This window comes from Nocardioides dilutus, assembly GCF_054779555.1.
The window spans coordinates 1,068,749-1,082,566 of record NZ_BAAGYA010000002.1 but is presented as its reverse complement, the minus strand read 5'-3'; the positions used below and the strand labels follow the sequence as shown (position 1 = coordinate 1,082,566).

Sequence of the window (13,818 nt, the reverse complement as noted above, 5' to 3'; positions counted from 1 at the left end):
GACAGGGTCAGGTGCGCGCCAGCCGGTCGATGAGCAGCTCGCGGGCCTGCGGGCGCGGCGGGATCGGCTCGACCCAGACGCGGTCTGCCCCGTCGGCACCGCGGACGAGAAGCGACACCCGCCGCCCGAGGTCGGGCTCCGCCGGGATGAGCGTCACCAGGCGCCGTACGCCGACGCGCGCGGTGGTCCGGGCCGCTGGGAAGACCGTGCGGCACAGGTCACCGAGCAGCGAGAGGTGCCGGGCATGCACGAAGAAGTCGAGGGGATCCGGTAGCTCGACCACGACCATGATGAGGTCCGTGTCGGTCGGCGCGCCGAGGATCGCGAGGAGATGCGCCTGCGAGTCGAGCCCCGTCAGCGGGTCGGCGCAGGAGATCCGGTTGAGGTATCCGAGGGTCGCGTCCGCCCAGGCGTCGACAAGTGCCTCGCACTCCTCGAACGTCGGTCCTCGCTGGGCGAACCGCCGAGTGGCCGACCGCAGCTCGCGCAGCGCGTCGCCGACAGGTATCCCCCGTTCGGCCAGGTCACGGCCGACGTCCCGACAGAGCTCGACGACGGCCCAGGACCGGGTCGCGAGTGCCTCCCCTACCGACGACCACTCCCCGTGGGTGGTCGTCGGCTCTGCACTCGGGCCGGCCGCAGAGGTCCCTGCTGGGGTCATGGGTCTTCTCCGCTCCTGAGCCGTCGTCGTCGCTGTGGTGCTGCTCCCGTTGCTGCGTCTCCTTCGGGGAGGGAACGGCCTCGGCGGAAGGTCATGACGCGGTTCCGGGAACTTTCTCGCGGAATCCTGCGAAATGGTCCAGACCGGAGCGTGATCTTCGCGGAGCTGGCCCGTTGTTCCCATGTGAGCGACACGGGTGTGACCGGCGCGCGTCCTGCCGACGCGCGCCCGGACGTGCCCTCGGACGCCGACCTGATCGCCGCGGTGAGGGGAGGCGACGTCGATCCGTACGGCGAGCTGTTCGCCCGGCACGTCGACGCCGCCCGCCGTCTCGCGAGGTCGCTGAGCAGCGACGGCGAGGCCGATGACCTGGTGTCCGAGGCGTTCGCCAAGGTGCTGGTGGTCCTGCAGCGGGGCGAGGGCCCGAGCACCGCGTTGCGTCCCTACCTCCTCACGGCGGTGCGGAGGCTGCACGTCGACCGGGTCCGCGCGGTCACCCGCACCCGTCCCACCGACGACATCGCGGCGTACGACGCGGGCGAGGCGTTCCACGACACCGCGGTCGCCGGCTTCGAGAGCGGAGCCGCCGCGCGGGCGTTCGCCTCGCTGCCCGAGCGCTGGCAGCTCGTCCTCTGGCACATCGAGGTCGAGGGCCACAAGCCCGCGGAAGTCGCCCCGCTGCTGGGGATGAGCCCCAACTCGGTCTCCGCGCTCGCCTACCGGGCCCGTGAGGGCCTACGTCAGGCGTTCGTCTCCATGCATGCCCAGGACGCCGACGACGAGCGCTGTGCCTGGACCCGCGCGCAGCTCGGCGCGTTCATCCGCAACGACATCTCCAAGCGCGACAGCGCTGCGGTCGAGGCGCATCTGCGGGACTGCCGCGAGTGCGCCGGCATCTACCTGGAGCTCGTCGAGGTCAACTCCGACCTGCGCGCGCTGATCGCCCCGATCATCCTGGGTGGTGCCGCGGCGGCCTACCTCGGCGGCAGCGTCGGTGTCGGTGTCGCGGGCGGCTCCGGCGTCGGTCTGCTCGCGGGCGTCGGCGGCTTCCTCGGCAAGCACTGGGGCAAGGCGCTGGTGGGAGCCACCGCAGCGGGGGTCGTGGTCGCCGGGGTGGTCGTCGGCGTGCAGGCCGGGAGCGACGACCGCGACGTCGCTGCGGAGCGGAGCACCACGAGCGACCCGGCGGACCGGCCTGCCCCGGCCGAGGGCACCCAGCCGGAGAAGCCCGCGCCGGCGGCCCCGGCGCCATCCTCGGACGCGTCGACGCCCGGCGTCGACACCGAGCCCCAGCCGGGACCTGAGCCCGGGCCCGACCCGGTGAGCGCCCCGTCGGGTCGTCCCGACGACCAGCCGGACCCGGACCAGCCGAACCAGACCGACGAGCCCGACGAGCCCGACGAGCCCGACGCACCCGACCCGAACGACGACCCCAGCGGGGACCCCAGCGGGGACCCAGGCTCCGCCGGCCCTGCCGGACTCGAGTCCTCGGCACAGCCCATGGCGGGTGGACTGGTGTGGGACGTGGCGATCCGGGTGACCGGCCTGGGGGCGGCCGAGGAGGGCACGGTCACCGTCACGCTGGATCGCCCCGCCCTCGCCCTGCATCTCGACCCACGGTGCGACCTGGTCAACCTAGGCAGCCTCACCTGCCACATCGAGGGGCCGGGCACCATCCGGCTGTTGGTCACACCGGTGCCCGGCGCTCCGACCGTCCTGACGGCCGTCCTCATGCCCGGCGACCGCCGCAGCAGCGTCCAGCTGGGCTGAGCCTGGATCCACCGATCCAGGCTGAGCCTCGGTCCAGAGCGCAGGTCCCGGTCGTTTCACCGGCTGCCAGCGGTGCAAGATGGACACATGAGCCTCAGCAGACTGGTCGCCCGCCCCATGCTGGCCTCGATGTTCCTGGTCGGGGGCGTCAACGCCCTTCGCAACGCCGACCAGCTCGCGGTGCGGGCCAAGCCGGTCATCGACCGGCTCCTCCCGATGATCACCAAGGCGGCACCGCAGCTGCCCATCCCGAAGGACCCGGTCACGCTCGTTCGGCTCAACGGCGCGGTGCAGGTGGGCGCCGGGCTCACCCTGGCCACCGGCCGGGCGCCGAGGCTCTCGGCGGCCGTGCTGGCCGCGACCCTGCTGCCGACCACCGCCGCGGGTCACCGCTTCTGGGAGGAGCCGGACCCGACCGCGAAGGCGCAGCAGCGGATCCACTTCTTCAAGAACGTCTCGATGCTCGGAGGGCTGATCATCGCCGCGGGCGACACCGAGGGAAAGCCGGGCGTCGCCTGGCGCACCCGCCGCGCGGCGAAGGACGCGCGCCGCGAGGCCAAGCACCTGGCCGCGACCGCGCGCCGCGAGGCGAAGCTCGCGAAGGCCCAGCTGACCTGAGTGGGGACGACGACCTGACCACGACGCCCCCGATCCCGGATCCCTGGCCGGCGCCCACCGCCGCCGGGCCGGTCGACGCTGTCGTCACACTTCCCGGCAGCAAGTCCCTGACCAACCGCGCGCTGGTCCTTGCGGCGCTCTCCGACGGACCGAGCACGGTGCGGCGGGCGCTCCGCTCGCGGGACACGCTGCTGATGGCTGCCGCGCTGTCCGGGTTGGGGGCCGCAGTGGACACCTCCGGCGACGACTGGTCAGTCACACCTGGCCCCTTCGACCGGGACGCGGCGGTGGACTGCGGGCTCGCCGGCACGGTGATGCGGTTCGTGCCACCGGTCGCCGGTCTCTCCACCGGCGACGTCGCCTTCGACGGCGACCCGCACATGCGCTCACGGCCCGTCGGCGAGGTGATCGCGGCCCTGCGCGCCCTGGGTGTCACCGTCGAGGACGGCGACCGCGGCGCGCTCCCGTTCACCATCCGCGGCACCGGCGCGGTGCCCGGAGGGACGGTCGTGATCGACGCCTCGGCGTCCTCCCAGTTCGTCTCCGCCCTGCTGCTCGCGGGCGCGCGCTACGACGCGGGGGTCGACGTACGCCACGACGGCAAGCCGGTCCCGTCGCAGCCGCACATCGACATGACCGTGGCGATGCTGCGCGAGCACGCCGTCGAGGTGGACGACTCGGACGCGAACCGCTGGGCCGTCGCGCCGGGCCCGATCAAGCCGGTCGACCACCTCATCGAACCCGACCTGTCCAACGCGGCGCCGTTCCTCGCGCTGGCCGCGGTCACCGGGGGGACGGTGACGGTCCGCGACTGGCCCGAGAGCACGACACAGCCCGGCGACCTGCTTCGCGACCTGCTGAGCCAGATGGGCTGCGCGGTCGCGTGGGTGCCCCACGAAGGGCTGACCGTGACCGGCCCGAGCGACGGGCTCCAGGGCCTGGACGTCGACCTGCACGAGGCCGGCGAGCTCGCGCCTGCGATCGCCGCGCTGTGCACCTTGGCCCTTACGCCGAGCGTGCTGCGCGGGATCGCCCACATCCGCGGTCACGAGACCGACCGGCTCGCTGCCCTCGCCGCCGAGCTCGGAGGCCTGGGTGCGGACGTGGTCGAGCACGCCGACGGGCTCAGCCTGCGGCCGGCGCAGCTGCACGGGGGCGTCTTCCACACCTACGCCGACCACCGGATGGCGCACGCCGGCGTGATCGTCGGCGCGGCGGTCGACGGCGTACTGGTGGAGAACGTCACCACCACCAGCAAGACGTTCACCGACTTCCCGGCGTTCTGGGCGGGGCTGTTCTGATGGGCAGCGGCTGATGCCAGGTGCCGGCCGGTACTCGGACCACGACGTCGAGCACTACGACCGGCCCCGGCGCCGCACCCGGCCGCGCACCAAGGAGCGCCCGACCTATGACGACGCCGCCGACGGCGTGGTCGTGACCGTGGACCGTGGCCGATACACGCTGCTCGTCGACGGCCGGGTCGTCACGGCCATGAAGGCTCGGCCCCTGGGCCGCCGCGGCGTGGTCGTCGGGGACCGGGTCCGCGTGGAGGGCGACGTCTCCGGCGCCGAGGGCTCGCTGGCCCGCGTCGTCGAGGTCAACGAGCGGGTGACCACGCTGCGGCGTACGGCGGAGGACGACGATCCCGTCGAGCGGGTGATCGTGGCCAACGCCGACCAGCTCGTCGTGGTCACCTCGCTCGCCGACCCAGAGCCGCAGCCCCGGCTGATCGACCGCGCCCTGGTGGCGGCCTACGACGCCGGACTGTCGCCGCTGCTCTGCCTCACCAAGTCCGACCTGGCCTCACCGGACGAGCTGCTGGCGACCTATCGCTCCCTGGGCGTCCCGTGGGTGGTCACCCACCGCGGCGGCGACCTGTCCGCGCTGCTCGAGCGGCTCACCGGCCGGGTGAGCGTCCTGCTGGGGTCGAGCGGCGTCGGGAAGTCGACGCTCGTCAACGCGCTGGTGCCCGACGCGATGCGCGAGGTCGGCATCGTCAATGCCGTCACCGGCCGGGGCCGGCACACCTCCACGTCGGCCTACATGCTCGCCCTGCCTCGCCAAGAGGAGGAGACCAGTAGCGGCTGGATCATCGACACGCCAGGCATCCGGTCGTTCGGCCTGGCGCACGTGCGGCCGGAGGACCTGATCGAGGCGTTCCCCGACCTCGACGAGATGACCGAGGACTGCCCGCGCGGGTGCACGCACGGGGACGACGAGCCGGAGTGCGGGCTCGACGCCGCCCTCGAGGCCGGCGAGGCCGACGCCGACCGGGTGAGCTCGTTCCGGAGACTGCTGGCCGCGCGGAGTGTCTCGGACTACTAGGCCCCTAGCTCCACACCGACTTCGAGCCGGCCTCCCCGGTGAGGAAGGTGTAGGCCAGGGTGGCCAGGGCACCCGCGACGACGAGCGCACCGAGGAGATAGCGCGCCGCGCCCTCCCTTCGGTGCTGCCACACGGCGAGGACCGTGACCACCGCGAAGCCCGAGGCGACCCACCGAAGGGTCCCCGCCAGCTCCTGGTGGTCGAGGATCATGGTCTCCAGCTCCGACCCGGCGATGCCACTGAACCGATCCGACTCGAAGAAGTCCTCGCCGCTGAGAAAAGCCGTCCAGATCGCACCGGTGGCGACCAGGACGAGCAGCAGGGTCATCCAGCGCAGCCGGTCTCGCTGGGACGGGAGCGCGACGTAGGCGATCGCGCAGAGGGCGGCGAGCGGGCCGAACACGACGGCCGCGTGCACGACGAGCACGTGCAGCGGGAGTCCGTTGATCTCCATGTCTTGCTGAACGTCCCTCCGCAGCGATCGGTTCAACGCAGCATAAGGTGAGTCTCGTGGCGGACTACACCGACGACCTCCGCCTCGCGCACGTCCTCGCCGACGACGCCGACGCGCTCACGACCGACCGATTCAAGGCTCTGGACCTGCACGTCATGAGCAAGCCCGACCTGACGCCGGTGACCGACGCGGACCAGGCCGTCGAGGAGGCCATCCGCCGCACGCTGTCACGGGTGCGCTCGCGCGACGCGGTCACCGGCGAGGAGCAGGGCACGACCGGCAACAGCCAGCGCCGCTGGATCGTGGACCCGATCGACGGCACCAAGAACTTCGTCCGGGGTGTGCCCGTGTGGGCGACCCTCATCGCGCTGGCCGTCGACGACGAGGTCGTGCTCGGTGTCGTGTCCGCCCCCCAGCTGCAACGGCGCTGGTGGGCCTCGGCCGGCAACGGCGCCTGGACCGGCCGCTCGCTGCTCAAGGCCAGCCAGTGTCACGTCTCCGACGTACGCCGCCTCGAGGACGCGTCGCTGTCCTACTCGTCACTGCACGGCTGGGAGGAGCGGGGCCAGGGCGACGACTTCGTCGGCCTCATGCGCCGGGTCTGGCGGACCAGGGCCTACGGCGACTTCTGGTCCTACATGCTGGTCGCCGAGGGGGCCGTCGACCTGGCCGCCGAGCCCGAGCTGGCCGTGCACGACATGGCGGCCGTCGACGTCATCGTCCGCGAGGCGGGCGGGACATTCACCTCGCTCGACGGCACGGACGGCCCCTGGGGCGGCAACGCCCTGGCGTCCAACGGCCACCTGCACGACGCTGCGCTGTCGTTCCTCGGCTCGATGGCCGACGGCGACGACCCGGACTGGCGGCCCACGGGTCCCGGGTCGGTCTCCGAGCTGCGGCCCCGCGGGGTTCGCACCGAGGGTCGACCCGACGACTGACCCGACGACTGACCCAGCGACTGACCCAGCGACTGCCCGAGGGTTGATCGGTCCTGTTCACGTCGCTGCCTGCGGGCTAACGTCGGAGTCATGCGCATCGCCGACATCCTCAAGGCCAAGCCCGACGCGACCGTGATCACGATCGGTCCCGACGCCGGCGTACGCGAGCTCCTCGCGCTCCTGGCCGAGCACAACGTCGGCGCGCTGATCGTCAGCTCCGACGGCGAGTCGCTCGAGGGCATCGTCAGCGAGCGTGACGTGGTGCGCCACCTCCACCACGACGGCACCGTCGTCAACAACACCGTCCGCGCGATCATGACCGACCTCGTCGAGACCTGCGCGCCGTCGGACCAGCTCGACGACCTCATGGAGATCATGACCAACCGCCGGATCCGCCACGTGCCGGTCATCCAGGACGGCAAGCTCGCGGGGATCATCTCGATCGGCGACGTGGTCAAGCACAAGATGAGCCAGCTGCAGTTCGAGCGCGACCAGCTCGACTCCTACGTGCACCAGACGTGACGCGCCGGGCAGCTCGGGTGTGCGCGCTCGAGCGATGACCCGTCTCGACCTGGGGCGCATCCGTGACGCGACCCAGGTGATCGACGCGGTGTTCCTGGACACGCCGCAGTTCCGTTCCGCTCCTCTCAGCGAAGCGTTGGGGTGCTCGGTGCTGCTGAAGGTCGAGACCGTCAACCCGGTCCGGAGCTTCAAGGGCCGGGGCACCGAGACCGTCCTGGCGACCCTGGCCGATCAGCGGACCCACCCGTCGGTGGTCTGCGCCAGCGCCGGCAACCTGGGCACCGCGCTCGCGTGGAGCGGGGCGCGGCGGCGGTTACCGGTCACGGTCTTCGCAGCCGAGACCGCGAACCCGCTCAAGGTCGACCGGATGCGGGCAGCCGGCGCCCACGTGCATCTCGAGGGTCCCGACATCGAGCGGCCGCGCGAGCTGGCCCGCGCCCATGCCGAAGCCACGGGGAGCTATCTGGTCGAGGACAGCCTCGACCTCGGCACGTGTGAGGGCGCCGGCACGATCGGGCTGGAGCTGCTCGGTGCGGGCTCCAGGATCGACGTCGTGCTCGTCGCGCTGGGCGGGGGTGCGCTCGCGAGCGGGGTCGGCCACGTGATGCGCGAGCTCTCGCCCGGGACCGAGGTGGTCGCGATCCAGCCGGTCGGCGCGCCCGCCATGGCGCTGTCCTGGAGGGCCGGCTCGGTGGTCAGCACCGACACGATCGACACCATCGCCGACGGCGTCGCGGGGCGGCACCCGATCCCCGAGGTGCTCGAGGATCTCCTCGAGGTCGTCGACGACGTCGCCCTCGTCGAGGAGAGCAGCATCAAGGCGGGGATGCGGCACCTGGCGGACCTCACCGGGCTGATGGTCGAACCCTCTGCGGCGCTCGGCGTCGCAGCGATCCTGGAGCAGCGCGAGCGCTACGCGGGCCGCAACGTGGCCACGATCATCTGCGGCAGCAACATCCGGACCGCGGACTTCCAGCGCTGGGGCCTCGAGCCGCGCGAGGTGGCCGCACCATGAGCCGCCCGCGCACCCTCGTGACCGGCGGCACCCGCGGGATCGGGGCGGCGATCGCCGAACGGCTGGCCGAGGCGGGGCACGACCTGGTGCTCGGCTACGTCCACGACGACGCGGCCGCCGAGCTCGCCGAGGCGGCTGTCGAGACCCACGGCGCCGGGTGCACCCTCGTCCGCAGTGACCTGCTGAGCGCCGACGGGGTCGACGCGCTGTTCGCGGCGGCCGGTCCGCTGACCGGCGTGGTCAACAACGCCGGGGCGACGTTCCACATCGGGCCGCTGGCCGAGACGCCGGTGGACGTCATCCGGCGCACGATCGACCTCAACCTCACCTCCGCGATCCTGGTGGCGCGGGCCGCCGTCCGGGCGCTGGGCACGGCGTACGGCGGCAGCGGTGGCGTACTGGTCAACATCAGCTCCGGGGCGGCGACCAAGGGAGCGCCGGGCGAGTATGTGCAGTACGCCGCCGCCAAGGCGGGCGTGGACGCGCTGACGCTCGGCCTGGCCGAGGAGGTCGCCCAGCAAGGCGTCCGGGTCGTCGGCGTGGCCCCCGGGATGATCCGTACGACCATCCACGTAGACGCCGGGGAGCCGGGCCGGCTCGAACGGGTCGCGCCGCTGATCCCCATGCAGCGCGCCGGCGAGCCCGAAGAGGTCGCCGAGGCCGTCGCCTGGCTGATGAGCGATGCGGCGTCCTACGTCACCGGCACGACGTTGCGGGTGGCCGGCGGGCGCTGAGGATCCACCCGTAGGGTCGAGACATGGAGAAGCCAGAGATCGACTTCGTCGACCCCGAGCCGCCCACCGACCTCGTGATCACCGACCTCACCGTCGGCGAGGGCGCCGAGGCGGCGTCCGGCAACACCGTGTCGGTGCACTACGTGGGCGTCGCCCACTCGACGGGCGAGGAGTTCGACGCGTCCTACAACCGCGGCGAGCCGCTGAAGTTCCGGCTCGGCATCGGCCAGGTCATCCAGGGCTGGGACACCGGCGTCCAGGGCATGAAGGTCGGCGGCCGTCGCCAGCTCGTCATCCCTCCGCACCTGGGCTACGGCGACCGCGGCGCGGGCGGCGTGATCAAGCCCGGCGAGACGCTGGTGTTCGTGGTGGACCTGCTGGAAGTCGGTTAGGTCCCAGCACCGGCTCACGTGGTTTCGACGCGCTGTCGCAGCTTCGTCCCTCAACCGCGACGCTTGCTCAACCTGATCGCGCCCACGCCGCTCGCTCGTTCCTCGCGAGCGGCTGCGCGATCACCACTCCCTCTCGCCGCCCACCCGGGCCGAGTTGGCGCCGAGGCTCACCACGTCGCCGCGCTCGAGCTGGCGGCCCCGGCGGGTCTCGACGTCGCCGTTGACGCGAACGACGCCGCCGGCGAGCACCTGCTTGGCCTGGGCCCCCGACTCGACGAGGTCGGCCAGCTTGAGGAACTGGCCCAGCTTGATGCCGTCGTCCTCGACCGGGATGTCGTTGTAGGCGCTCACCCGGCCATTTTCGGGCGTCGCGGGCGTCTGGGGCAAACCGAGCGCCCGCGGTCGCCCGGTCACGTTCAGTGCAGCAGCACGCTCACCGTGTGGATGACCACCCCGACAAGGCCGCCGACGATGGTGCCGTTGATCCGGATGAACTGCAGGTCGCGGCCCACGTGCAGCTCGATCCGCCGGGCCGCCTCGCGGCCGTCCCAGCGCTCGATCGTATGTGTGATGACCGCGGTGAGCTCAGCGCCGTAGCGATCGACCACGAACACGGCGGCGTCGGCGGCCATCGTGTCGAGCCGTGTGCGCAGGGCGGGGTCGGCGACCAGCCGTTCGGCGAACCGGCACACCTCGGTCAGCATCCGCTCCCGGACCGCCCCTTCGCCGTCCTTGAGTGACGAGGTCAGGGCGCGGCGCAGCGCGTCCCACAGCGAGATGAACGACGTGACCACCGCAGGGTGGTCGAGCAGCCGCTCCTTGAGCGCCTCCGCACGCGCCTGGGTGGCGGGCTCGTGCAGCAGGTCCTGGGCGAGCTGGGTCAGCACGGAGTCGAGTGCCACGCGGGCGCGGTGGCGCGGGTCGTCGCGGATGTCGTCGACCCAGCGGACCAGCTCGAGGTGGATGCGTCCGGTCACCGCCTCGTTGAGCCGGGGCGGGGCCCACCACGGGGCCCGCTCGCCGAGGACCTCGGCCACGGTGTCCGGGTTCTCGACGAGCCAGCCGTGCAGCTCGGCGAGCGCCAGGTCGACCAGCCCATGGTGGATGTTGTCGCGCAGGGCTTCGCTCAGCAGCCCGCCGAGGAGCGGCGAGATCGGCTCCTCGCGGAACCGCGGGGTCAGCGCGTCGCGCACCAGGCTCTCGATGTGCTCGTCGCGCACCTTGCTGAGCGCGATCGCCGCGACGTCGGCCACCTCGTCCACCACGCGCCGGGCGTTCTGCGGCTCGGAGAGCCACTCCCCCAGACGCTGCGCCGGGGCGGCCATCGTCAGCCGGTCCCGGATGATGCCCTCCTGGAGGAAGTTCTCACCGACGAACTCCTCCAACCCGCGGCCGAGGTCGTCCTTGCGCTTCGGGATGAGCGCCGTGTGTGGGATCGGCAGGCCAAGGGGGTGCTTGAACAGCGCGGTGACCGCGAACCAGTCGGCGATCGCGCCGACCATGGACGCCTCGGCGCCGGCGTTGACGAACCCGAGGAACCCGGCCTGGTCCATCGTGGCGACGTAGACGACCGCGGCGAAGACCAGCAGGCCGACGGCGATGGTCCGCATCCGGCGCAGCGCGGACGCGCGCCGGGCGTCGGCCTCCGGGTCGCCGGCGATCGACGGGCCCGACGGGCCCGGGGGGCCGGGCGGGCTGGGAGGCGATGCGGTGACGGTGGCCATGTCGCGATTGTCGCCGACGGGTGCAGCCCGGAGAGCGCCCACCTGAAAGGATGGCGCGCATGCCGCGAACCGTCCTGACCTTCGGCACGTTCGACGTCTTCCACGTCGGCCACCTTCGCGTCATCGAGCGGGCGGCAGCACACGGCGACCGGCTCGTGGTCGGTGTCTCCTCCGACGCCCTCAACCTGTCGAAGAAGGGCCGCGAGCCCGTCTTCAGCCAGGGCGAGCGGCTGGCGATCATCGCCGCGCTCAAGCCGGTCGACGAGGTGTTCCTCGAGGAGAGCCTCGAGCTCAAGCGCCACTACATCGAGCAGTACGCCGCCGACGTCCTGGTGATGGGCGACGACTGGGCCGGCCGCTTCGACGAGTTCGAGGACATCTGCGAGGTCATCTACCTCCCCCGCACCCCCGCGATCTCGACCACGGCGCTGATCGAGAAGATCTCGGATCTAGGGTCCTAGCCTGATGCTCATCTCCGACTCGCACCGCTTCCTCTTCGTACACGTGCAGAAGACCGGTGGGTCGACGATCGACAACAACCTGAGCGCCTCGCTCGGCGACGTACGCCGGATCCGCGAGGCTCACCGGCACGCACCACTCGGGCGACTGCTCCAGCTCGAGCCCGGTCTGGCCGACTACTGGACCGCCGGGTTCGTCCGCAACCCGTGGGCGCGGATGCTGTCGTGGTGGCGGATGGTCGAGCGGTTCCGCGACGGCGCAGAGCGCGGGGTGGAGCGATACCTCGACCACCTGCAGCGCAACAAGTTCGTCGCCGGGATCATCGAGAACCACCCGGACTTCGAGTCGTTCGTGCTGCACGCCACCGAGGAGCACCCCCGGCTGCGCAAGCCCCAGGTCGAGTTCATGAACGCGCCGGGCTTCGGGACGGGACGCAGCGCCGACTTCGTCGGCCGGCAGGAGACCCTCGAGGACGACCTGCACACCATCTACGACCACCTGGGCCTGGAGTGGGTCGGGCTGGAGAGCGTCAACATCGACCCGGGGCGACCGGACTACCACGACGTCTACACGCCGGCGACCCGCGACCGGATCGCCGAGCTGTTCGCGGCCGACCTCACGGCGTACGGCTACGAGTTCTAGGACCTGTGACGGGGTGAGCCACCCCTGCGGGTGGTCTGGCGCGCCGGAGGGCCGGGTACCACCGACCTGACCCGGAGGAGAACAGCATGTCCACTGACGCCATCGTCCTGCTCAAGAACGACCACAAGGAGATCCGCCGCCTGTTCCGCGAGTTCGAGCAGGCCGGCGACAACGCCACCAAGACCAAGGGACGACTCGTCGACAGGATCATCGAGCTCCTGACGGCGCACACCTACATCGAGAACGAGGTCATGTATCCCCGGGTGCGTGCGCTCCTCCCCGACCTCGAGGACGACGTGCTGGAGTCCTACGAGGAGCACCACGTCGCCGATGTGCTCGTCATGGAGCTCTACGGCATGAGGCCCGACGCCGAGCGCTTCGACGCCAAGACCACGGTGCTCATCGAGAACGTGCGCCACCACATGGAGGAGGAAGAGGAGGAGTGGTTCCCGAAGGTCCGCGAGGGCCTGGGCCGCAAGACCCTCCAGGAGATCGGCGCCGAGATGGAGAAGGCGCGCCCGAAGGCACCGAGGAAGCCCTCCCAGCCGAGCGCTCTCAAGAAGACCGTCGACGCGGTCCTCGCCTGAGGCCTCTCCTGAGCTGGGTCAGCCGACCGCGACCGACTCGGTCAGCCGCATCAGGGAGTACTCGGTGACCCGGATCAGGGCCTCCTTGCACGAGGCCCGCTCCCGCGCGTCGATGTTCATCATCGGTACGTCGGCAGGGATGGCGAGCGCGGCCCGCACCTCCTCCAGCTCGTAGCGCTGAGCGTTGTCGAACTGGTTGACCGCCACGATGAACGGCAGGCCCTTGGACTCGAAGTAGTCCAGGGGCGAGAAGGCCTCGTCGAGGCGGGCGGTGTCGACCAGCACGATCGCGCCGATGGCGCCGAGACACAGGTCGTCCCACATGAACCAGAAGCGGCGCTGCCCCGGCGTACCGAAGAGGTAGAGGACCAGGTCCTCGGCCAGGGTGATGCGGCCGAAGTCCATCGCCACCGTGGTGGTCGCCTTGGTGGGCACGGCGTCGAGGTCGTCCACGCCCTCGGACTCGTTGGTCACGAGGGCCTCGGTGCGCAGTGGCTGGATCTCCGAGACCGATCCGACCAGGGTCGTCTTGCCGACGCCGAAGCCGCCGGCGATGACGATCTTGGTCGACGCCGCGGACCGCTGGGCGCTAGAGCGAGCGGAGTCCACGAAGAGTCCTTTCGATGAGGTCGCGACGCTCGTCGAACGACGAGTCGTCGGTGATGGTCGCCTGGATGCGCAGATGTCCCTGCTGGACGAGGTCCCCCACCAGGACCCGGACGACACCGATCGGCATCGCGAGGTTGGCCGAGACCTCGGCCAACGACTTGGTGTCACACACCTCGAGGATCCGGACGTGCACCCCTACCGGGGCAGGTGTGCCGTCGACCAGCGACAGCCGCCGGATCGTCGCCTCGAGCGGGATCTCGACGTCGGTGTGGGCGCGTCCGGCGGTGAGCGTGAAGTGGCGGACCACCCGCGGAGCGGGGGCATCCTCTCCGGGCTCGGGCCAGGACGACTCGGGCAGCGGGGTCATG

Annotated in this window: 18 protein-coding genes; 12 read left to right on the top strand and 6 right to left on the bottom strand. The window is 71.6% G+C overall.

Annotated elements, in window-relative coordinates:
* Window positions 1–7: 7 nt before the first annotated feature.
* Window positions 8–661 (bottom strand): hypothetical protein, encoded by a 654-nt coding sequence (locus ACYVC6_RS14830; RefSeq protein WP_460715153.1) that lies wholly within the window; start codon window positions 659–661, stop codon window positions 8–10.
* Between the two features lie 198 nt (window positions 662–859).
* Here ACYVC6_RS14830 and ACYVC6_RS14825 point away from each other — a divergent pair, with 198 nt between their 5' ends.
* The 4 genes from ACYVC6_RS14825 to rsgA all read left to right on the top strand — a co-directional run bounded on the left by ACYVC6_RS14825 (window position 860) and on the right by rsgA (window position 5,374).
* Window positions 860–2,431, top strand: a complete 1,572-nt coding sequence (locus tag ACYVC6_RS14825) for a sigma-70 family RNA polymerase sigma factor (RefSeq protein ID WP_460715152.1) — start codon at window positions 860–862, stop codon at window positions 2,429–2,431.
* Window positions 2,432–2,518: 87 nt separating this feature from the next.
* Window positions 2,519–3,049: a DoxX family protein gene (locus ACYVC6_RS14820; protein ID WP_460715151.1), complete on the top strand. Its 531-nt coding sequence runs from the start codon at window positions 2,519–2,521 to the stop codon at window positions 3,047–3,049.
* 14 nt (window positions 3,050–3,063) lie between these two features.
* Window positions 3,064–4,350: a 3-phosphoshikimate 1-carboxyvinyltransferase gene (gene aroA, locus ACYVC6_RS14815; protein ID WP_460715344.1), complete on the top strand. Its 1,287-nt coding sequence runs from the start codon at window positions 3,064–3,066 to the stop codon at window positions 4,348–4,350.
* 13 nt (window positions 4,351–4,363) lie between these two features.
* On the top strand, window positions 4,364–5,374 hold the full coding sequence (gene rsgA / locus ACYVC6_RS14810; RefSeq protein WP_460715150.1) for a ribosome small subunit-dependent GTPase A: 1,011 nt from the start codon (window positions 4,364–4,366) through the stop codon (window positions 5,372–5,374).
* Between the two features lie 4 nt (window positions 5,375–5,378).
* Here rsgA and ACYVC6_RS14805 read toward each other — a convergent pair whose 3' ends face one another.
* Window positions 5,379–5,828: a DUF2231 domain-containing protein gene (locus tag ACYVC6_RS14805; protein ID WP_460715149.1), complete on the bottom strand. Its 450-nt coding sequence runs from the start codon at window positions 5,826–5,828 to the stop codon at window positions 5,379–5,381.
* 56 nt (window positions 5,829–5,884) lie between these two features.
* On the opposite strand from ACYVC6_RS14805, the gene ACYVC6_RS14800 reads away from it, so the two are divergent.
* The 5 genes from ACYVC6_RS14800 (at window position 5,885) to ACYVC6_RS14780 (ending at window position 9,429) form a co-directional block, all read left to right on the top strand.
* A complete protein-coding gene (locus tag ACYVC6_RS14800; protein WP_460715148.1) occupies window positions 5,885–6,766 on the top strand; it encodes an inositol monophosphatase family protein in 882 nt (293 codons plus the stop codon).
* Between the two features lie 90 nt (window positions 6,767–6,856).
* Window positions 6,857–7,288 carry a CBS domain-containing protein gene (locus tag ACYVC6_RS14795; RefSeq protein WP_460715147.1) on the top strand — a complete coding sequence of 144 codons (432 nt, stop codon included), beginning with the start codon at window positions 6,857–6,859 and terminating at the stop codon, window positions 7,286–7,288.
* A gap of 34 nt (window positions 7,289–7,322) precedes the next feature.
* Window positions 7,323–8,303 carry a threonine ammonia-lyase gene (locus tag ACYVC6_RS14790; RefSeq protein WP_460715146.1) on the top strand — a complete coding sequence of 327 codons (981 nt, stop codon included), beginning with the start codon at window positions 7,323–7,325 and terminating at the stop codon, window positions 8,301–8,303.
* Window positions 8,300–9,037: an SDR family oxidoreductase gene (locus tag ACYVC6_RS14785; RefSeq protein ID WP_460715145.1), complete on the top strand. Its 738-nt coding sequence runs from the start codon at window positions 8,300–8,302 to the stop codon at window positions 9,035–9,037. The genes ACYVC6_RS14790 and ACYVC6_RS14785 overlap by 4 nt, the downstream gene beginning before the upstream one ends.
* A gap of 23 nt (window positions 9,038–9,060) precedes the next feature.
* Window positions 9,061–9,429, top strand: a complete 369-nt coding sequence (locus ACYVC6_RS14780) for an FKBP-type peptidyl-prolyl cis-trans isomerase (RefSeq protein ID WP_460715144.1) — start codon at window positions 9,061–9,063, stop codon at window positions 9,427–9,429.
* Window positions 9,430–9,549: 120 nt separating this feature from the next.
* On the opposite strand, the gene ACYVC6_RS14775 is transcribed toward ACYVC6_RS14780, so the two are convergent.
* Both ACYVC6_RS14775 and ACYVC6_RS14770 read right to left on the bottom strand, forming a co-directional pair.
* The gene (locus ACYVC6_RS14775; RefSeq protein WP_460715143.1) at window positions 9,550–9,780 is read right to left on the bottom strand and encodes an RNA-binding S4 domain-containing protein; all 231 of its coding nucleotides are present in this window, start codon (window positions 9,778–9,780) and stop codon (window positions 9,550–9,552) included.
* Window positions 9,781–9,845: 65 nt separating this feature from the next.
* Window positions 9,846–11,153 carry a DUF445 domain-containing protein gene (locus tag ACYVC6_RS14770; RefSeq protein WP_460715142.1) on the bottom strand — a complete coding sequence of 436 codons (1,308 nt, stop codon included), beginning with the start codon at window positions 11,151–11,153 and terminating at the stop codon, window positions 9,846–9,848.
* A gap of 59 nt (window positions 11,154–11,212) precedes the next feature.
* Here ACYVC6_RS14770 and ACYVC6_RS14765 point away from each other — a divergent pair, with 59 nt between their 5' ends.
* From ACYVC6_RS14765 to ACYVC6_RS14755, 3 genes are all read left to right on the top strand, one after another.
* Window positions 11,213–11,614 (top strand): adenylyltransferase/cytidyltransferase family protein, encoded by a 402-nt coding sequence (locus tag ACYVC6_RS14765; RefSeq protein WP_460715141.1) that lies wholly within the window; start codon window positions 11,213–11,215, stop codon window positions 11,612–11,614.
* 4 nt (window positions 11,615–11,618) lie between these two features.
* Window positions 11,619–12,254, top strand: coding sequence for a sulfotransferase family 2 domain-containing protein (locus ACYVC6_RS14760; protein ID WP_460715140.1), 636 nt, complete (start codon window positions 11,619–11,621; stop codon window positions 12,252–12,254).
* 86 nt (window positions 12,255–12,340) lie between these two features.
* The gene (locus ACYVC6_RS14755; protein WP_460715139.1) at window positions 12,341–12,841 is read left to right on the top strand and encodes a hemerythrin domain-containing protein; all 501 of its coding nucleotides are present in this window, start codon (window positions 12,341–12,343) and stop codon (window positions 12,839–12,841) included.
* A gap of 18 nt (window positions 12,842–12,859) precedes the next feature.
* Here the strand turns inward: ACYVC6_RS14755 and ACYVC6_RS14750 are convergent, their stop codons facing one another.
* The gene (locus ACYVC6_RS14750) at window positions 12,860–13,450 is read right to left on the bottom strand and encodes a GTP-binding protein (RefSeq protein ID WP_460715138.1); all 591 of its coding nucleotides are present in this window, start codon (window positions 13,448–13,450) and stop codon (window positions 12,860–12,862) included.
* Complete coding sequence (locus ACYVC6_RS14745) at window positions 13,431–13,817, bottom strand: DUF742 domain-containing protein (protein WP_460715137.1); 387 nt, start codon at window positions 13,815–13,817, stop codon at window positions 13,431–13,433. Before ACYVC6_RS14745 ends, ACYVC6_RS14750 begins: the two co-directional genes overlap by 20 nt.
* Between the last annotated feature and the right edge of the window lies 1 nt (window position 13,818).